Origin of the sequence: Mesorhizobium koreense (assembly GCF_031656215.1) — a bacterium.
GTDB lineage: Bacteria > Pseudomonadota > Alphaproteobacteria > Rhizobiales > Rhizobiaceae > Mesorhizobium_L > Mesorhizobium_L koreense.
This window is the reverse complement of sequence record NZ_CP134228.1, coordinates 2037577-2056759: the sequence shown is the minus strand read 5'-3', so window position 1 is coordinate 2056759 and position 19183 is coordinate 2037577. Positions and strand designations below refer to the sequence as shown.

Here is a 19183-nt window from a genome sequence, read left to right as displayed (position 1 = left end):
CCATGAGCCGGGACGATCCTTTTGGGCTGTCGGAGGATCGGGAACGCACCCGCATTCGCCTGATCAACTCGCCGGTGCAGGTCCCGAGGGGAGCCATTTCGGGGGCGCCACCCGTCGATCACAGACGGGCTCATCCCAACCAGCTCGTGAACGCTTTCGCATCGCTCCTTGAATTCGCCCCCGAGCTCGAAAGCGCGCTGCCGCCCGAAAACCCCGAGGCGCTGCGGGCGCGCCTGTTCGACGAACTGATCCAGGCGCGCGATGCCACCGTGGCCGCCGGATCGCCGCTGGCGCGCGCCGACCAGGCGGCCTGGCTCGTCGGCGCGCTCCTCGACGACCTCGCTCTCAACACGCCATGGGGCGGAGCCAGCGCCTGGCCACGTCAGCCGCTCGTGGTGATGCTGCGTGGCGACGTCGACGCCGGCGCGCAATTCTTTGCGCGGCTCGAAGAACTTGAACGCCACCCGAACCGCGACAGGGAACTGCTCGAACTTCAATACTACTGCATGGCGCTCGGCTTCCGCGGCAAGTACAGGGTGCCGGGCCGGGCCGGCGACCGTTCGATCAATGCGGTGCGGGTCGTGACCGCCCGTTTCCTGCGCGATGCCGATGCGGAGGGCGCGCCGCTGTCGCCGAACTGGAAGGGGGTCGCCGCTTCCGACGAACCGTCGCGCTTCACCGTCCCGATCTGGGTGATGGCGGCCGCGGCCGCGGTCCTGACCACCATCATCTATCTCGTCCTCTCTACCTTGCTCGGTAGCCGGACGGCGGAGCTTTCCGCCCTTGTGCGCAGCATGCCGCCGGCGGCGCAGTCCGAAATCGCCCGACCAGCGCCGGAGAAGCCGGCCGCCGCCCCGCCTCCCGTCAAGGTCGATTTCGCGCTGCTGCCCGAATTCGAAGCGGCCGCGCCGGCAGGGCTGCGGCCGGCCCTCAAGGGTCACGAAAGCATTTCCCTTGCCACGCTCCTCATCCAGGCCACCGATCCCGAAGTCTTCCAGTCGTCGCGGGCAGAACTGACGGACAGTTTTCAGCCGCTCATCGCCTCGATCGCCAAGGTCATCATCGACAACAAGGATGTGATCGGCAACATCACGGTGGTGGGACACACCGACAGCGTGCCGCTCCAGCGTTCCAACCCGCTTTCGAACAATCAGCGCCTGTCGGAGGCTCGCGCGCAGACCATCGCGGACCTGCTCGTTCAATACGGCGTCCCGCGCGAACGCATCCGTTCCGAAGGGCGGGCGGCGACCGAACCGATCGCGGACGATGGGACCCGCGCAGGGCGGGCGCTGAACCGGCGCGTAGAGGTCCTGGTCGAGAAGAGGCTCTAGGATGTTCCTGTTCCGCTTCCTCTGGTCCATGCTGACGTCGCGCTGGCTGTGGACGCTGATCGGGATAGCGTTGCTGTCGCTGATCATCTGGATCTTCGGCCCGATCGTAAGCGTCGGACCCTATGTGCCCTTCGCCTCACAGACCGTGCGCGTGGCGATGATCGCCGGCGTCGTCATCCTGTGGCTGATCTGGCTGATCGCGGCGCAGCGCCGGGCGATCCGCGCCAACCGCCTGTTCGTCGCCGAGGTCGCGCCCACTGCCGAGGCAACCCTCCCCAGCCCTGGCGAGGAAGCGGTGGCGGCCGTCGGCGAAAAGTTCGGCGAGGTGATGGCGGAGCTCCGGCGGCGCAAATTCGGCAAGCGCAAATTTCTGCGCGACATGCCGTGGTACGTGATCGTCGGCCCGCCTGCGACCGGCAAGACCACGGCGCTGCGCCAATCCGGGCTGAATTTCCCGATCGACCTCAGCGACGATCTGCACGGCGTCGGCGGCACCCGCAATTGCGACTGGTTCTTCACCGAAGACGCCGTCCTCATCGACACGGCGGGCCGCTATGTGCAGCAGGAAAGCCAGCCCGACGCCGACGCGGCGGAATGGCTCGGCTTTCTCGACCTCCTGAAAAAGCATAGGGGCCGCCGGGCGCTCAACGGCGTCATCGTCGCCCTCTCCATCGACACTTTCTCCGAGGGAGACGAGGCGATACGGACGCATGGGCGCAAGATCCGAAAGCGCCTTGCCGAATTGAACGAACGGCTTCAAATCCGGCTTCCGGTTTATCTGATGCTGACCAAGGCCGACCTCATCAAGGGTTTCGAGCCGTTTTTCGCCAATCTGACGACGCAGGCGCGCGAGCAGGTCTGGGGCGCGACCTTTCCGCTGGACAAGCGAGCCGACGCCGAGGCTGTCGGCCGCGAGATATCGAGGCTTGCCGCCCAACTCGAACAACGGATGGTGCCGCGTCTCGAAGACGAGGACCGGCTCCCGACCCGCGCCGACATCTTCCGCTTCCCGGCGCAACTGGAGAGCCTTTCCGCACCGATCAAGCTCCTGGTCGACACGATCTTCGGCGAAAGCCGCTACGAGGACAGCCCGTGGCTGCGCGGCGTCTATCTTACCTCCGCCACGCAGGAAGGTGCGCCGATCGACCGCCTGACCGCGGCGCTCTCCTCGTCCTTCGGCCTCCCCCCGCAGCGGCAGTCGGCCCTGCCGCGCATCGAGAGGCGCAGTTTCTTCCTCAGGAACTTATTGACGGAGGTGATCTTCAGGGAAGCCGGGCTTGGAACGTTCGATCCGGCGGCGCTGCGCAGGCGCGCATGGATCTGGCGGGGCGCCGCGGCGATCTGCGCAGCCGCAATCATTGTCCTTGGCGGCGCTTTCCTGTTCTCCTACCACGACAACCGCCAGGCGATCGAAGCGCAGGCGCTGCAGTTCCAGAATCTGCAGACACCTCTGGCTGCGATCGCAGCAAGCCCTGCTTCCGTCGCCCAACCCGATATCGAGGTTCCGCTGGCGGCCGTCGGTGCCGTGGAAAGCTCGCGGGTCTCGCCGCCCGCAGCCATGCGAGACATGCTTGGACCGTCGGCCGGAGCCGAGATGGGCCTGGCGCAGCAGACACTCTACGACCGTTCGCTGCGCAATCTCCTCCAACCGCGCATGGTGGCGCTCCTGGAAGCGACCATGTGGCGCCATATCCGCGACCCGGAATTCATGTTCGGCGCGCTCAAGACCTACCGGATGATGACCGGCCTGTCGCAGATGAATCCGGATTTCGCCCAGAACTGGTGGGTGAACGCGCTGCCCGGCTACGCCCCGTTCCCGCCCTTTCCGACACCTGATGCGGAAAGGCACGAAACCGACGCGCTACGCGCGATGGTGGTCGACGACAAATACATCGCCCCCGACGCCCATCTGGTGGCCGAGGCGCTCAAGACGGTCTGCGCCGTGCCGCTGCCGGTGCGCGGTTACAAGGCGTTGCTAGCCGACCCGGCGGTCGCTTCGCTCAAGGAATGGATCCCCGCCAATTTCGCCGGGCCGAACGGCGCCAGGGTTCTCACACGCCAGTCGGGCAAGACGCTACGCGTCGGCATTCCCGGCGCCTTTACCTATGCCGGCTTCCACGGCCCGATCCTCGACCGCCTGCAGGACGTCGCCGCACAGGCGGCGCTCGATCGCGCAGTCTATGCCGGAGGCTGCTCGGAGAATTCCGAGACGTCCGTGCCGGCGCTTTCCCGCGATATCCTCAAGCTCTATTATGACGACTACATCGCCCAGTGGGACGGCTTCCTGCACGACGTAAAGCTCGCGCCGCTGACTGATCTCCGGGTCGCCAGCCAGAACCTCAAGGACCTTTCAAGCGCGGATTCGGCCGTGAAGAGGCTCGTTACCGCAGTGGTTCGGGAGACTGAACTGACCCGTTCCGACGAAGCGCCCGCCGACGGCAAGGCTCAGGCAAAGGTGACTTCGACGATCCTCGCCAAGCTCGGCAAGATAGGCAAGCTCGCCAAGACGGGCGCCAAGCTCCTGCCACGCGCGAGCGGCGCGGGCCAGATCGACGAAACCGGATCGCTCGTCGCCGAACATTTCAAGCCGCTCAAGGGCGCGATCGCCGAAGTCGACGGCCAGCCGCCGGCGCTCGACGCCGCCGTAGTCGCCCTCACCGCGCTTTCGAACGTGCTGGAAACGGTGAACGCGAGCCCGAACCCGCAGGAGGCGATCAAGAAGCAGGGCGGCCTCGCCGAACTGACCGGCGCGGTTGCGCGGCAGGCGCAGATCCTTCCCGATCCGATCGACGACTGGCTGGCCGGCATCGCCGGCGACACCGGCGGGTTGACGGAAAAAGCCGTGACCTCGGAACTGAATGCCATATGGCGCGCGAACGTGCTGCCGTTCTGCCAGTCGGCGCTGACCAATCGCTATCCCTTCGACCCGGCGAGCACTATCGATGTGAACGTCCAGGACTTCACGCGGCTCTTCGGCCCCGGCGGCCTCATCGACGCCTTCATCAACAACAACCTGCTGACCTACATCGACACGACCAGCGAGCCGTGGAAATGGCGCGCGGATTTCAACGGCGATCCCTCGACGCTGGCGGCTTTCGAAAAGGCCCGGCATATCCGCGACGGCCTTTTCCCGAGCGGCCAGGGTCCCGTCATGAATTTCACGCTGGAGCCGAAAGATCTCTCTCCGGCGGTCTCGCGGGCGACCCTCAACCTCGATGGGCAGATCCTGAACTACTACAACAACGCGACGCGGCCGCAGCCGATGAGCTGGCCGGGCAAGGACGGCACCGGCGTGGTGTCGCTTGCCTTCCAGCCGCTCGACGGTTCGCCGGAAGTGGTCGTCAATGAAACAGGAAGCTGGGCGTGGCTGAGGATGCTGCGCGCCGGCCATTTCGCCAAGACGGCGCTGCCCGACGCCTACAACCTGCGTCTCGGCGCCAACAACTACTACGTCGATCTCGAACTGCGCGCCTCGAGCGTCGAAAACCCCTACACGCTGGAAATGTTCAAAGGGTTCACATGCCCGCCGAACATATGATCCCCGGCTTCTTCGGTAAAATCCCGGCGGCGGGCGATTTCGTCGTGCGCCGCCTCGATCGCGCTTTCGTCCGGTTTTGGGACCGACTGGCTGCACGGCACCTGGCGAAGCTGATCGAAACGGGTCTCTGGCCATCGCAACTTGGCCTCCGCTTCCTTCTCCAGGCCGGGCGGCATGGGCCGATGGTCGGCGTGACCGTGCCCAGTTCGGACCGTGTCGGCCGCCGCTTCCCGCTTTCCGCCGCCGCCTCGTGCCCTAGAGCCGGACCCGATATGGTTGCCCGCACCGCCCCCTGGTTGAGCGGTGTCGAGAAGATCCTCATCACTGCCCGCGACGAGAGCATGGACGCCGACCGGCTGGCGGACATGCTCGCCGGCCTCCCCCTCCCGCCATTGCCGCCGTCCAAGGCCGGCGTCCTGGAAGGCCTGCTCTTGTGGATCGACGGCGCGCCTCCGGTCGCGGCCGATCCCGAAGCCCCGCAGGACGCACTTGAAGAACTCTTCGCGACGGCACGCGAGGCAGGCTGATGCAGATCCTGAACCAGACCGGATTCGTGCATGAGTTCACGATGGGCATGGACAAGGCCGCCCACGAATATCTCGTGGTCGTGGTCAAGGGGACGTTCGACTTTCCCGATACGCCCGGCGGTCCGGTGCGCAAGTCGGCCGGGCAGGTTCCACTGGTGATGGCCGACACGCAGACCGGCGAGCCCGGCTATTCGGCGACGCTCTGGGAGACTGATTTCGCCTTCCGCAAGCCGCGCTGCGACGTGATCGCGAATGGCTGCGCCTATGCGCCCGGCGGCCGGCCGGCCGAACGCGTCCCTGTCGGCATCAAGGTGGGCAACTGGTCGAAGCGTTTCGAGGTGGTGGGCAACAGGGAGTGGCGCGCCGTCGGCCCCGTCTTCGCCGCGACCGCACCGCAGCCCTTCCTCAAGATGCCGATCTCCTATGATAATGCCTGGGGCGGCACCGACCGGCTCAATCCCGAGGATAGGCAGCCGGGAAGCTATCGCGGCAATCCGGTCGGCACCGGCTGGGCGCAGACCAGGAACCAGCGCTTCATCCCCGGCCTGCGCCTGCCCAACACGCAGGCCGTCGGCGAGGAAATCCGTTCGCCTTTCGGCGACTACCGCCCGATGAGCTGCGGCCCGATGGAGCGCGGCTGGCCCGGCCGCATCGAGTATGGCGGCACCTACGACCAGAACTGGATCGACAATGTCTTCCCCTTCCTGCCGGAGGATTTCGACGAGCGCTATTTCCAGATGGCGCCGCTTGACCAGCAGATCGACCATCCGAAGGGCGGCGAGGAGGTCACGCTCATCAACCTGACGCCGGAAGGCCGCGTTTCCTTCCGGTTGCCGCCGACCGCGCTGCCGATGACCTTGTTCGAAGGCCGCGAAAAAGCCTACGAAACCAATGCGCTGCCGGATACGATCCTGCTCGACCCGGAATACCGCCGCTTCTCGCTGGTCTGGCGTATCTCGCAACGCCTCCGCCGAACCATTCTCGATTTCACCGAATGCTGGGTCGGCCCGCCGACACGCGGCATGGAGCGGGCGCGAGCGACGGGCAAGGAGTATATCGGCACTTACGCGGTGCCGTTCAAAGACGATGAGACGGAGGTGGTATGAATCTCCACGTCGTCTCGACTGGCATGGTGACGGCGGTCGGTCTCGACGCACCGTCGAGTTGCGCGGCGATGCGGGCAAGGCTGGACGGATTTCAGGAAACCCGCTTCCTCGGCCTTGACAGCAGTTGGCTGGTCGGCGCCCCGGTGCCGCTGCCCCGCAACTGGATCGGCCAGAAACGGATGGTGCGTCTTGCTGCCGGGGCAGTGATGGACGCGCTCGCCGCCGCGCCGGGAGCGGAGGCCGATCTGGTCCTTATCCTTTGCCTTGCCGAAGACACCCGCCCCGGGCGGCCTGTGACCGACCCCGAAACATTCCTGCGCGACCTGGCCGCCATCGTTGGCCTGCCGGCCCGCACCCGCACCCAGTTGATCGCCTACGGCCGCCCGTCGGGCTTCGCGGCGTTGGATCGCGCAGGTAAACTGCTGGCCGACGGAGCGGCAGGCCACGTCCTGATCCTAGGGGTCGACAGCTATCTGACCGTCGCCAGCGTCACCCATTATCTCGCCGCCAGGCGGCTGCTCGGCCCCGACAACGCCAACGGCTTCATCCCTGGGGAGGCGGCGGCGGCGGTGTTGGTAGGTTCGACCGGCGCATTGCGCCTGGCCGGGCTCGGCCTCGCCCGCGAACCTGCCTTCATCTACAACGGTCGAGGCGAGGATGGCATGCACTTGCCTCTGCGTGGCGACGGGATGACCACGGCGTACAAGGCGGCGTTAGATGCGGCCAACGTCGATCTGGCACATATCGAATACCGGATCGGCGACCTTGTCGGGGAGCAGTATTTTTTTAAGCAGTCGACGCTCGCCAGCCTTCGCCTCGAACGCGGGCGCACCGCGTTTCAGGATTTTTGGAGCCCCGGCGAAAACCTCGGTAATGTCGGCGCGGCGGTCGTGCCCGTTATGATCGGTATGGCGCTGGCCGCGGCGGTCAAAGGCTATGCCCCCGGGAGCCCGGTGCTGATCGAGGCTTCGGGCGACGACGGCGCTTGCGGGGCTGCGGTCCTGCACGATCTTCAAGCCTCCGTTGCGAGAAGGGCAGCCTGATGTCGGGGGTCTTCGCAAACGGGCTGGAAATCTCGGGCAAGGCGGTGCAGGCGCAGACGATCGCCGTCATGCCCGACGTTTGCTTCACGCCGCCGGAAAACCCTGCGACGCCGCCTGGCGTGCCAGTCCCTTATCCGAGCTTCGGCATGGCTTCGGACACCGAAAGCGGTACTGGCACCGTTTTTATCGGCGGCAAGACGGTCAATATCAAGAACAAATCCGACGAATCCCGCACCTCCGGCACCGAGGCCGGCTGCGCGACCAAGAAAGGCATCATCACCTCCAAAAACACGGGTAAGAAATATTTCAATTCCTGGTCAAACGACGTCAAGTTCGACGGCGAGCCGGTGATCCGCTTCAGTGATCTGGCTACGCACAATCACGCCTCGCCGATAGGAAATACCGGACCTTGGCCGGAAATCTGCAAGGCGAACCCTGCCGTCATGGCATGCGCCAAGATACTGAACAAAATCGGGATGCAAATCCACGTCCACGGCGAGTCGCCCTGCGAAAGTCCGGACGAGTCCGAGCATTATTTCGAAAATCAGATGATGCAGACCAAACGGAAGGATGGCACGAACTTCAAGCCATGGAAGGACTACACCACGGCCGGCGCACCCTGCGTTTGTATGCAATCCTGGCATGAGGAAGATCACTCCACGCCATCAAGCGCGGATGGACCGAAGAGAGGCACACCGCACAATAAGAAGACCACCGCGATGCGGGATTTTCTGGAGAAGAACGATACTCCGACGCTGGGCACGGCCGTCGACAAGACGAAAGAGGCCTATCGTGCGCACGATCCGAGGATAAGCAAGCTGAAGCCCAAAGCAAAGCAGGATGAGGCGCTCGACTGCATGGAAACCATTCTGATGGCTTATCTGCAGGCGGTGGCCGAACCGGTGAAGGATCCCAAGGCAAAGGGCGGCAAACGGCAGCCCACCAAGACTGAAATGCGTGCCACGAAACTCAGAGTCACATCGTACTAGGAGATAAGCGCATGGAAACAGACAATCCGATCGACGAACTTTCGCCGGAAGAAATTCACATCGAGGCGATCGAGGGCTTTCATCTCGGCGGTACGCGGTATTCCGCCAGCTTCGAACTGTCCGACCATGACGAAGAGTATTTCCGGTCCTACCTGCTCGAGATCGACTTCGGCGAGACGCTGACGTTCACGATCCGCAAGCAGATCGAAAAGACGTTCATGTCGCATGCCAGCCTGGCCGTGGACCGGCACCTCGCGCTGCAGATCGGCGGGCGGATGCATGACCTGACACCGGAGGGCGACAGCATCACCAATCTGCCTGAAGGCGTCTTGCGGCGGCTCTACCATATCGATGGCGGCCCGCAATATGTCGTAGGCGATGAAGGCGTCTGCTATATGCGCGAAGGTGCTGCGTGGGAGTTGGTGCCGCCGATAAACGAACTGGCTTTAAGCGATATTCACGGCCCTGCCCCCGATCTGATCCATGCCTGCGGCAACGGCGGCACTCTCTTGCGTTTGCGCGGCCGCACCTGGGAGCAGGTTGAACTGCCCGACCAGCGCTCTTTCACCACGCTGGAAGTCGCCAATGAAAGGCTTATCCACATCGGCGGTGCAGACGGCCTCGCTTTGGCGCTGCGCGACGGGGAACTAATCGAGCTTGCAGCCCCGGAGCGGGATTTCTTCAGCATCCGCAGTTTCAAGGGTCACCGCTACTGGAGCGACGCCAATTGGGGCCTGAATATCCAGGACGGTGATAGCGTCGTTCCCTTCCGCGAGCTTCGCCATGCCTTTGTCATGCATACCTCACCCGAAAAGCTTGTGATTGCGGGCTGGAAGGAAATCTTCATCTTCGACGGCAGCGAATGGTCGGGATTTCAATTCGGCTATGACGGCAACATCTTCCTCAGCCGCCTCGACATGAGCCAGTACGGCGGCTAGCCGCCTCCGCCGCCTGGAAGCGTCTCGGCCAGATAGGCCCTTACTTTGGCCAGATCCAGATCCGCCACCCTGAGCCGTTCCGACCCCGGCGTGAGCATCCGCAGCACGAACAGTTCCCCCGCTTCGGGGTATTCCGCATAGCGCTCCTCGGCATTACGCAAGCCATCGGGCCCTGCAACACGCAACCCGTCCAGATGCGCCTCCAGCCGCTCGAGCAAGCGCGACAGCCGCAGAGCGTCAAGTTCCGGGTTCTCCTCGGGGAAAAGCAGTGCGCGGTCATAGACCGTCCACAGGAAGGCCGCCATTTCGGCGTGCTGACGCACGATTTCCTTCAGGACTGGCGCGCGCGGCATCAGTTCAGGTTCACCGAGCCGCCGCGGATGCGGTTCGCCGCGCTCGCGTGGCTGACGAGATAGGTGCCGCGGATGGTGATGTGGCCATCCTTCTCCATGATGATGGTCGCCTTGCCGCAGCGAAGTTCAATCCGTTCCCTGCCTGTAACGACGACACGCTCCCCGTCACTCAGGATTTCGGCCTGGGGCTTCCTGCCGGGCGGCTCGACCACCCTTCCGACAATGAGCGGGCGCGCCGGATCGCCTTCCTCGAACAGAAGGGCGACGTCGCAGCCGGCCATGCCAGGCGTCAGTTCGGCAAGCGTTCGCGCGGTGACCGCCCGCCCTTCCAGGCTGCCGCCATGCGTGACCAGCGGACCGTTCTCGCCGAAACCAAGAAATTGGCCGATGACGACATCATGGATTCGCCGCGCGTTCGCCTTCACGTCAAACCTCAATTCTGGTTGATCTTCGAACCCTTCATGGTGATCTCGCTCGACGCCTTGACGTTGATCTTGCCGGAGCCGTTGATGCTGATGTCCTTGCCCTCGATGTTGATGGTACCGTCTTTCTTCATCGAGATGGCCGCCGAGCCGCATTTGATGACGATCGAATCGCCGGCGTCGATCAAAAGGTCCTTCCCGATCTTCATGGCGCCGTCTTCGCCGACCTCGACAAGGCTGCCCTTGGCGATCTTCAGGCCACGCGAGCCGCCGACCTCGGTCGCATCGTCCGCCGCGACCTTGGCACTCCGTTCCGCGCCGATTTCCGTCGACTGCGCCCCGCCGATCTTCACTCCCTGATCGGCGGCGATCTGCCAGGAATCCGAAGCGCCGATCGCGTGGCTCTGGTCCGCCCCGACCGCCACCGACCTTGTCGCGCCAATCGTGTTCGCCTGCGGCCCGCCGACGCTGCGCGTCTCCGAGGTGCCTACCGTATCGACACGCGCCGCACCGATGCTGATCGTCTGCACGATCGCCACCGTCTGGCTGTGGTTGGCGCCGATCGTCTCCGTCGAGTTGGCGCCGATGCCGATCGTTTCGTTCGAGCCGACAGTCAGCGAGCGGTTGGTGCCCACCGTCTCGGTGTCGTTGGAGCCGATATTGGTGGTCTGGTCGACGCCCACCTTCACCGTCTTGTCGTTGCCGACATCCTCGTCGAGGTTATGGCCTACCGAATGCTTTGCGTCGTGGTCTATCCGGTCCGACTGGTCGTGCTGCACATGCTTCGAGCGATCGTTCTTGACCAGCAACTTATGGTCCTTCTGCGCCTGGAAATAGACCTCCTCCGATCCGGCCTTGTCCTCGAAACGGAACTCGTTCCAACCCCCTCCACCCTTGGACGAATTGCTCTTCACGCCCGACTGCGTGGCGTTGGCAGGCAGCCCGTAGGGCGGCATCTGCGCGCCGTTATAGACGCGGCCCGTGATGATCGGCCGATCCGGGTCGCCCTCGACGAAGTCGACGATCACCTCCTGGCCGATGCGCGGAATCTGGATGAAGCCCCAATTGCTGCCTGCCCAGGTCTGCGATACGCGCACGAAGCAGGAGCTGTTCTGGTCCTTCTTGCCGAGCCGGTCCCAGTGGAACTGCACCTTCACGCGCGCATACTCGTCGGTGAATATCTCCTCACCCGACGGACCGACCACCGTCGCCGTCTGCGGCCCACGCATGATCGGGCGCGGCGTGAGGCGCGGCGGGCGGAAAGGGACGCTCGTCGGCGCGAGTTCCAGCACCACCTCGAAATTCTCGCCCCCGGCCTCGGCGCCGCTTCTGTATTCGGGATCGTAGAGCGTGTATTCGGCGCCGACGACCAGATATTCCCGATTCTGGTCATCCCGCGGAAAACCTTCCAGCTTGAACGTGCAGCCGGGGAAAAGCCCGCGCACGGTGCCGGCCGCCGCAACGCGGCGATGCGGCGCCTGCAACTCCTCGCGGCGGACCGCAGCGATGGTGTCGCCACGCCCGACATCGAGATGCGCGCCGGGCTGGCGGTAGTTTTCGCCCGACGCTTCCTTGTGGCCGAAGGCATGGGACGACTTCGTCATCAGGTCGGCGCCGGGCTTCTTGAAATCGAAATCGGTATGCGCATAGGCGCCGGGCCGGACCGAACTCGACGGGATCCACTCGGTTATATATTCCATGTCCCGGCGCGCCGCGCGGCCCTCGAAATGATAGTGGACCGTCTCATAGCCGGGCGCCGGCTTCAGCTTGTTCATCGCGTCGGCGAGGATCAGCGTATGCTCGCCCTCGCCATGCTCGAAAAAATACATGATGCCTTCATGCTCGAGCAGCCGCTGCACGAAGTCGAGATCGCTCTCGTCGTACTGGACGCAATATTCGCGCGGCGGATAGGAACCCTGCAGCCGCTTCTCGAATTTCGCCGCGCCGTATTTGGAGAAAATCTTCTCGACGATCTCGACGACGCTCATCTGCTGGAAAATCCGGCAGTCCGTCGTATTCGCCAGGAGCCAGAGCCAGGGTCGGACCACGGCCTCGTAATGTGTCAGGCGGTCCTCGATCCGCGTCAGGCGGAATTCCGAGATGATGCCCGAGAACCAGCGCTTGGGTCCGCCGGACTCGCCTTCGATGGAGACGGGGCCGCCCAGCATGGAAAGGGGGTCGATCTCGGAATTCTTCGAGACGAAGCCGACGGTATAGGCGAAACAACGGCTGATCTCGTCCCGCCCAACCATGCGGGCGAAGGTCAATTGCTCCGACCCGATCGGCGTTTCAATGACGGCGGCACGGTCGTCGGACATGTCGGGGCTTTGCCTCTCAAGCAACGCAGCCGAGCTTGCGTGGCGAGATTAGCACATGTTGCTCGCCTGTCCATCGCGGTGATGCCGGCCGTCCCGGCAGTACAGCAGCAGATTTGCTGTTGTGCGCGAGGTCCGTGAAACTGCTAAAATGTCTTTCCGACGAGGCTTTTGCCTCGCGCACGAGCGGAACGGCGCATGTTCATCAACTTGACGGTCGAGAACGCGGAAGTGCTGCCGGGCGGCGCACCTCTTGACTACAGGTCGGCGGACGGCGGCGCCTTCGAAATCGGGCGGCAAGGCAGTGACTGGACCTTGCCCGATCCCGAGAGGATCGTCTCGTCCAGGCATTGCAGCATAGCGTACCGGGACGGCGCCTATTGGCTCCGCGACCTGTCGCGCAACGGAACTTTCGTCAACGGCTCCAAAGAACGGCTTGGAGCGCCCTACCGGCTGCGGCACGGCGACCGGCTGCGCATCGGACGCTACATCGTCCGCGTCGCACTGGAGGAGGCCGGGCCGGCCGACCACGGCGCCAGCAAAGACGTTCTCGGCGAGACCGGGCGCGCGGTTCCGTTTTCCTTTGCGGATGATCCCTTTCTCGCGCAGCACGGCAAAGGCCGCGCCGAGGTGCTTCCCCGGCAGGAACAGGCCCGGAGCACGCCCGCGCGCGCCGTTCCCTCGTCCTCGCCGCAGCCTTCCGGGCGGCCATCGGACGATCTTCTGCGCCTGATTGCCGATGCCGCGGGCATCCCGCGCGAAGCCCTGACCGGGCGCGATCCTCGCGAAGTGGCGTCCGAAATCGGCGTCATCCTGCGCGTGGTCGCGGAAGAACTCGCAACGCTCCTCAAGGCGCGCGCGGCCGCAAAGAGCATGGTCAAGAGCAGTCACCGGACGATGATCGGTGGAGCGGAAAACAACCCGCTGAAATTCGTGCCGTCGACCGGGGAAATGCTGGAGATCATGTTCTCCCGGCGCAGGCCGGGCTATATGGACGCGGCACGGAGCGTCGAAGACGCGTTTCGCGATCTCAAGACCCACGAGATGGCGACTTACGCCGCCATGCAGACCGCGCTGGCGCGGCTGATCGAGGACATATCGCCCGCCACGATCGAGAAGAAGCTGACGCCCTCCTCCTTCATGTCGAAGAAGGCGCGTGCGTGGGATGCGCTGCTGGCGGCGTGGGCGGCGCGCGAGGAGGTCCACGAAAACGGCATGCTCGACGTGTTCCTCGCCTATTTCAGCGAGGCCTACGCCGACGCGTCGAGGGAACGGTAGCCGTCCGGCCACGACCGGCCGCTATTGGCGGCCGCCTGCCTTCGCCTGTATAGTGTTGGGGTTGAATTCCTGCGACCGGACGTTCTTCGCCGCGATGGCATGAAGCGGGGGTTGATGGCACGATTCGGCGTAGCATCGGCGGCAGAAGCTTTGCCATGACCGGAAGGAGCAAATCCTTCGGTTCGAAGCGTCCTGCGCCTGCAGGGCAGAGTATCCACCCTGACGATGCGGAACCGGAAGGCGGCGACGCCACCCGCATCAGCCACGGCGCCCAAGACGAAGGAACGGTTTTCGACGCCTCCTTCGCGAACCAGTCACCCGAGCCACCAGCCGGCACCGTTTTTCTTTCGGACAGGCAACCGGACGCACGGCCTCCGGAGGCGCGCGGCAACGCTTCGATCCGCGAAGATGCCTTGCTCGGCGCCTTCGCCCAGGTCCCTTATGAAGCCGGCAATCCGCTGCTCGCCGCAGCCGCGCCTCTTCTCATGCTTCTCGGCGACCTGCGCCTGCTTCCCTCGGACCCCGAGCCGCAACCGCTGCGGCAGCACCTTTCCGACGCCATCCGCGAATTCGAGCGCAAGGCGTCCGACAGCGGAACAACGGAAGACGATGCCCGCACCGCAACATATATGCTTTGCGAAACGGCCGACGACATCGTCGGCAGCTTGCCCGGCATCGACCGCACCGCCTGGCTCCAGGACGGCATGCTGATGCGGTTCTTCCGCGTCGAGACTGCCGGTACCGGGTTCTACGAGGCGCTCAACGCCATGCTCGTCGACCCCGAGCCGCATTGCGACCTCCTGGAACTCATGCATGCCTGCCTGTCGCTCGGCTTCGAGGGTCAATACCGCGCCAGATCCGACGGCGGGCAAGCGCTGGAACGGGTTCGCCGGGATATTTACGAGACGCTCCGCCATTTCCGGCCGCGGGCGGCGCCGGATATCTCCCCGCAATGGGAGGGGCTCGGTTCGACCTTGCCGCGGAAGCGCCGCATCCCGCTTTGGGTGATCGCAGCGGCGCTGCCGGCGCTCGTCACGGGCGCGTTCTTCGCCGCGCGGACGCTCACTGCCGATCGCGCCGCGATCGTCGCCGATGAACTGGGAAATCTCAATCCGCGCGACCCGGCGATCATCCGTCATGCCGCCTTCGCCGCCCACGACCTGCCGGCCACCGCCACAACGCCGACACCACCATCACCATCACTGCTATCGTCACCAGCCTCGTCGTCATCGCCACCGCCATCCTCGCCGACGGCAAAACCCGACGCACAGATAGACCGTCTCCGCAACGAGCTTTCCGCCGAGATAGCGAATGGAACGCTGACCGTCGCGGCGAAGGGAGAATTCGTCGCCATCGAGATCGCCAGCGCCGCACTTTTCGATCCGGACTCGGCGCGGATCAAGCGGACGTTCGACACGGTCGCGAGAAGCGTCGTCGCCGCGCTCGACAAGGAGCAGGGACCGCTCGCGATCGTGGGCTATACGGACAGCCGGAAGCCGGGTGCGGCGAGCGTCTTCAAGTCGAACTACGACCTCTCGTTCGCCAGGGCGAAGGCTATCAAGGATATCCTGATCCGGACGATCGGCGATCCGTCGCGCCTCCATATCGAAGGCAAGGGCGACCTGGATCCGATCGCCGACAATGCGACGGCCGAAGGCCGCGCCCGCAACCGGCGCATGGATATCCTGATCCGCAGGGAGCAGGCCCCGTGAGCTCTCCCCGGCCGCGCGTGGAAATCATGTTGGCCTGGCTGCTGCGGCTGGTGGCTCTGTCTGCTCTCGCCGGCTTCGCCCTTGCGATCTGGTTCGGCGGCCCGATGATCCGCTATGGGGACAAAGCCCCATTCGAGGCGGCCTGGGTCCGGGCCGCGATCATCGCCGTCGCTATCCTGCTTGTCCTCTGCAACCATCTGCTGCGCCGGTGGCAGGGCCGCCGGGCCGAACGCAGGATTGAGGAGGCGATCGCGCGATCCGAAACGACGGGCAGCGACGCCGATCTCCTTGAAACACGCATGCGCGAGGCGATCGCAACGCTGAAGCGCGAAGACGCGGGCCGCAATTTCCTTTACGAATTGCCCTGGTACGTCGTCATCGGCCCGCCGGGCGCCGGCAAGACGACAGCGCTTGTGAACTCTGGGCTGCACTTTCCGCTGGCGGGACGGGAAGGGGCGCAGGCCCTTGGCGGCGTCGGCGGAACCCGCAATTGCGACTGGTGGTTCACGGACGAAGCCATCCTGATCGACACGGCCGGCCGCTACACGACCCAGGATTCGGACGCCGAGATAGACAGGAAAAGCTGGCTGGCTTTCCTCGCGATCCTGAAGCGTTACCGACCCCGAAGGCCCGTCAACGGAACGATCGTCGCCATCAGCCTTTCGGACCTGATGACGCTCGACGGGAACGAACTCGGCGCGCATGTATCCGCCATAAGGGAACGGCTTCAGGAAATACACGACGCCCTGAAGATCGAGTGCCCCGTCTACGTGCTCTTCACCAAGGCCGATCTCGTCGCCGGCTTCCGGGAATATTTCGCCGGATTCGACGAGAATCGGCGGCGAATGGTCTGGGGCACCACTTTCCCTCCCTCACCGCGGGGCGACGATCTGCGCAGCGAGGTCACCGACGGCTTCAAGGCGCTCACCGCGCGGCTCTCCGACGAAGCCATCGATCGCCTGCAGGAAGAGGTGGACCCCTTTGCCCGAACGGCGATCTTCGGTTTCCCGGCGCAGTTCGGCCTGCTGAAGGAGCGTGTCGCCGATTTCATATCGGCCGTCTTCGACGCGCCCGGCACGCCGCGCCGGGAAAATCTGCGCGGCTTCTACTTCTCCTCCGGCACGCAGGAAGGCACCCCGATCGACCAGTTCCTAGGCGCGATCGGCCGCAGCTTCGGCAGCGGCGCACGACCGCGCCTGTCGGGCACCGGCAAGAGCTTTTTCCTGCACGATCTGCTCTCCCGGGTCGTCTTCGCCGAGGCGCCGCTGGTCTCCTATGATCCGGCTGCGGCGCGCCGCGCCGCGATCGGCCGTATCGCCTTCATCGGCATCGCCGGGCTGGTGCTCCTCGCCGCCGTCGGGGCGATCGGGCTGAGTTTCGTTTCGAACAAATCAATGATCGATGCGACCAGGCTGGCGATGGACAGCTACAGGGCGGCCGCCAAGCCGGTTCTCGCAAAGCCGATCCTGGAGATCGACCTTGAGAACGTCGCCGAACCGCTTGAAATGCTGAGGAATCTTCCGGTTGGATATTCCAGCACCGGCACCCCCGCGCCATGGCAGGCAGGCTTCGGGATCGGCCAGCATGACGCGCTTCTGTCGGCGTCGAAAGACGCCTACCGGCTCGGGCTGGAACGCATGCTGCGCCCCCGCCTCCTGTTGGAGGCCGAAGAAGCGGTGCGAAAGAATCTGGCGAGCCCGATTAGCCTCTACGAGCCCCTGAAGATCTACCTCATGCTCGGCGGCCAGGCTCCCAGGGCCGACGACGATCTGATCGTGTCGTGGATGACACGGGATTGGGAACAGGGCCGCTTTCCCGGCCCCGCCAACCGTCAGGGAAGGCTCGGACTGGCGCGGCACCTCCGCGCCATGTTGGCATTGGATGATGCCTACGATCCACTCTACAAGCCGGACGCCTCCCTGGTCGCGGCCGCTCGCCGCTCGCTCGACCGCATGCCGCTTGCCGAGCGGGCAGAGGCGGTGCTTGCCGCGACGCTGAACCGGCAATCGCCCGGAGACTTTTCGCTCGGCGCCCGTGCCGGCCCGCAGGGAGAGCTTGTCTTCGATACTGCGGACGGAGCAGATATTTCCGGGCTCACTGTCCCCGCTCTCTATACGAGCGACGGCTTCAATCGCTTCTATCTGCCGGCGCTTGCCAAAGCCGCGCAGACTCTTACCAACGATCAATGGGTCTTCGGCGACAAGTGGCAAGGAGCCGACCTCGACGCCGATCTTTCGCAACTCGGCCCGAACCTTCTCGACCGATATGCGGCCGATTTTGCCGCTTCATGGAATTCGGCGCTCGCCCGGCTGCGATTCAAGCCGCTCGCCGCCGGCAAGCCACAATATCTTTCGCTTGCCGCGGCCGCATCACAGGATTCGCCTATCCGGCTGCTGTTCCAGACGATAGCGGCCGAGACATCGCTCACGCCGCAGGACGCGGCCGCCCTTCCGTCCGGCGATTCTAAGGCTGGAAGAGAGGGCATGTCGCCGGCCGATCTGGAGCGTGGGCTCGCCCGCATCGGCATCGACATAGCAGGCCGCAAATCGCAGAACCGCGCCGGCGACACATTTGCCCCGGCGGGGGCTTCGGGCGCCGTGCCCGGTGCGGCTATCGACGCGCGGTTCCGCCCCTTCCATCTGCTGGTGGAAGGACGCCCCGGCCAGAGGCCGATCGACGCGCTAGTCCAGAATTTCCACGACATCTACGAGAGCCTGCTGGCGGCCGCCTCTGGCTCGAGCCAGGCGGGAAATGACAGCCTGCCGTTGAAGCTGCAATCACTACGCCTCAACGCGACGCGCCTTCCAAAGGAACTGGCCGGCCTCGTCCTCGCGGCCGCCGACGAATTCGAAGGAAATGCCGCCGAAACGTCGCTCGAGCGATTGAACAAGGGCCTGGCGCAGACGGTAACCGAGCCCTGCCGCGAGGCTATCGACAACCGCTATCCATTTGCGGCCGGAAGCGCCACGGAAGTGTCGCTTGCGGATTTCGCGCGTCTTTTCGCGCCCGGCGGCGTCATCGACAAGTATTTTGTCCAATATCTCGCACCGCTGGTCGACATGAGTGGCCAAGACTGGCAGTGGCGCCATGAAACGCAGCTCGGACAACAGCTCTCGGCCGCGACGCTCAAGCCATTCCAGACTGCAGCGGGAATCCGCGACGCCTTCTTTCGCCAGGGCGAAACCATGCCCGCGATAAGGATCACCATCGCGCCTGCATCGCTCAACGCGGATATCGACATGGCGCTCTTCAGCATCGACGGGCAGATCGTGCAAAGCTATCAGACCGGCAGTACGGCAAGCACGGTGAACTGGCCCGGCAACGGATCTGGATCGGCCAATCTCAGCTTCACTCCAGCCTTGCCGGGCAGGCAATCGGTGCTTGGATTCCAGGGCCAGTGGGCGATCCGCCGCCTGCTTAAGGCCGGCACGGTCACGCCGAACGGCGACGCTATCGAAGTCCGTTTCGTCATCGGCGGCCGTGACGCTTCCTATACGATCCGGACCGATCCTGGCCCCGACCCGTTCCTCCTTCCGGCGCTCTCCTCCTTCACCTGTCCCTCTGGCTTCTGAGGCTCGGCAGGGCCGCAGACCAGACAACGGCAGAAGAGCCGGCATATGGCCTATCATCG

Annotated in this window: 13 protein-coding genes; 10 read left to right on the top strand and 3 right to left on the bottom strand. The window is 64.6% G+C overall.

Features of this window, described 5'->3' with window-relative positions:
- Positions 1-2: 2 nt before the first annotated feature.
- Genes icmH (RBH77_RS09700) through RBH77_RS09670 form a run of 7 tightly spaced genes read left to right on the top strand, consistent with a single transcriptional unit; the run spans position 3 to position 9472 of the window.
- Positions 3-1331, top strand: a complete 1329-nt coding sequence (icmH, locus tag RBH77_RS09700) for a type IVB secretion system protein IcmH/DotU (protein WP_311031918.1) — start codon at positions 3-5, stop codon at positions 1329-1331.
- 1 nt (position 1332) lies between these two features.
- Positions 1333-4869, top strand: coding sequence for a type VI secretion system membrane subunit TssM (gene tssM / locus RBH77_RS09695; protein ID WP_311031917.1), 3537 nt, complete (start codon positions 1333-1335; stop codon positions 4867-4869).
- Positions 4851-5396, top strand: coding sequence for a type VI secretion system-associated protein TagF (tagF, locus tag RBH77_RS09690; RefSeq protein ID WP_311031916.1), 546 nt, complete (start codon positions 4851-4853; stop codon positions 5394-5396). Before tssM (RBH77_RS09695) ends, tagF begins: the two co-directional genes overlap by 19 nt.
- Positions 5396-6502, top strand: coding sequence for a DUF2169 family type VI secretion system accessory protein (locus RBH77_RS09685; RefSeq protein WP_311031915.1), 1107 nt, complete (start codon positions 5396-5398; stop codon positions 6500-6502). The genes tagF and RBH77_RS09685 overlap by 1 nt, the downstream gene beginning before the upstream one ends.
- Positions 6499-7545 carry a 3-oxoacyl-ACP synthase gene (locus tag RBH77_RS09680; protein ID WP_311031914.1) on the top strand — a complete coding sequence of 349 codons (1047 nt, stop codon included), beginning with the start codon at positions 6499-6501 and terminating at the stop codon, positions 7543-7545. Before RBH77_RS09685 ends, RBH77_RS09680 begins: the two co-directional genes overlap by 4 nt.
- A complete protein-coding gene (locus RBH77_RS09675; protein WP_311031913.1) occupies positions 7545-8534 on the top strand; it encodes a DUF4150 domain-containing protein in 990 nt (329 codons plus the stop codon). The genes RBH77_RS09680 and RBH77_RS09675 overlap by 1 nt, the downstream gene beginning before the upstream one ends.
- An 11-nt stretch (positions 8535-8545) precedes the next feature.
- Positions 8546-9472, top strand: coding sequence for a beta propeller repeat protein (locus tag RBH77_RS09670; protein WP_311031912.1), 927 nt, complete (start codon positions 8546-8548; stop codon positions 9470-9472).
- Here the strand turns inward: RBH77_RS09670 and RBH77_RS09665 are convergent.
- From RBH77_RS09665 to RBH77_RS09655, 3 genes are read right to left on the bottom strand one after another with little or no spacing between them, the layout of a single operon-like run.
- Positions 9469-9825 (bottom strand): hypothetical protein, encoded by a 357-nt coding sequence (locus RBH77_RS09665; protein ID WP_311031911.1) that lies wholly within the window; start codon positions 9823-9825, stop codon positions 9469-9471. The two genes, RBH77_RS09670 and RBH77_RS09665, sit on opposite strands and share 4 nt — an antisense overlap.
- On the bottom strand, positions 9825-10250 hold the full coding sequence (locus RBH77_RS09660; RefSeq protein ID WP_311031910.1) for a DUF6484 domain-containing protein: 426 nt from the start codon (positions 10248-10250) through the stop codon (positions 9825-9827). Before RBH77_RS09660 ends, RBH77_RS09665 begins: the two co-directional genes overlap by 1 nt.
- A gap of 8 nt (positions 10251-10258) precedes the next feature.
- Positions 10259-12565 carry a type VI secretion system Vgr family protein gene (locus RBH77_RS09655; protein WP_311031909.1) on the bottom strand — a complete coding sequence of 769 codons (2307 nt, stop codon included), beginning with the start codon at positions 12563-12565 and terminating at the stop codon, positions 10259-10261.
- Positions 12566-12760: 195 nt separating this feature from the next.
- On the opposite strand from RBH77_RS09655, the gene tagH reads away from it, so the two are divergent.
- The 3 genes from tagH to tssM (RBH77_RS09640) all read left to right on the top strand — a co-directional run bounded on the left by tagH (position 12761) and on the right by tssM (RBH77_RS09640) (position 19124).
- The gene (tagH, locus tag RBH77_RS09650) at positions 12761-13840 is read left to right on the top strand and encodes a type VI secretion system-associated FHA domain protein TagH (protein ID WP_311031908.1); all 1080 of its coding nucleotides are present in this window, start codon (positions 12761-12763) and stop codon (positions 13838-13840) included.
- A gap of 155 nt (positions 13841-13995) precedes the next feature.
- Positions 13996-15552, top strand: a complete 1557-nt coding sequence (icmH, locus tag RBH77_RS09645) for a type IVB secretion system protein IcmH/DotU (RefSeq protein ID WP_311031907.1) — start codon at positions 13996-13998, stop codon at positions 15550-15552.
- The gene (gene tssM / locus RBH77_RS09640) at positions 15549-19124 is read left to right on the top strand and encodes a type VI secretion system membrane subunit TssM (RefSeq protein WP_311031906.1); all 3576 of its coding nucleotides are present in this window, start codon (positions 15549-15551) and stop codon (positions 19122-19124) included. The genes icmH (RBH77_RS09645) and tssM (RBH77_RS09640) overlap by 4 nt, the downstream gene beginning before the upstream one ends.
- Positions 19125-19183 lie beyond the last annotated feature (59 nt).

Excerpts from the sequence above, each read along its gene's own strand:
- RBH77_RS09670 (WP_311031912.1), top strand. The coding sequence starts at position 8,546 with ATGGAAACAGACAATCCGATCGACGAACTTTCGCCGGAAGAAATTCAC.
- tssM (WP_311031917.1), top strand. The coding sequence starts at position 1,333 with ATGTTCCTGTTCCGCTTCCTCTGGTCCATGCTGACGTCGCGCTGGCTG.
- RBH77_RS09680 (WP_311031914.1), top strand. The coding sequence starts at position 6,499 with ATGAATCTCCACGTCGTCTCGACTGGCATGGTGACGGCGGTCGGTCTC.
- tagH (WP_311031908.1), top strand. The coding sequence starts at position 12,761 with ATGTTCATCAACTTGACGGTCGAGAACGCGGAAGTGCTGCCGGGCGGC.
- RBH77_RS09685 (WP_311031915.1), top strand. The coding sequence starts at position 5,396 with ATGCAGATCCTGAACCAGACCGGATTCGTGCATGAGTTCACGATGGGC.
- icmH (WP_311031907.1), top strand. The coding sequence starts at position 13,996 with ATGACCGGAAGGAGCAAATCCTTCGGTTCGAAGCGTCCTGCGCCTGCA.
- RBH77_RS09665 (WP_311031911.1), bottom strand. The coding sequence starts at position 9,825 with ATGCCGCGCGCGCCAGTCCTGAAGGAAATCGTGCGTCAGCACGCCGAA.
- RBH77_RS09675 (WP_311031913.1), top strand. The coding sequence starts at position 7,545 with ATGTCGGGGGTCTTCGCAAACGGGCTGGAAATCTCGGGCAAGGCGGTG.
- icmH (WP_311031918.1), top strand. The coding sequence starts at position 3 with ATGAGCCGGGACGATCCTTTTGGGCTGTCGGAGGATCGGGAACGCACC.
- RBH77_RS09655 (WP_311031909.1), bottom strand. The coding sequence starts at position 12,565 with ATGTCCGACGACCGTGCCGCCGTCATTGAAACGCCGATCGGGTCGGAG.
- tagF (WP_311031916.1), top strand. The coding sequence starts at position 4,851 with ATGCCCGCCGAACATATGATCCCCGGCTTCTTCGGTAAAATCCCGGCG.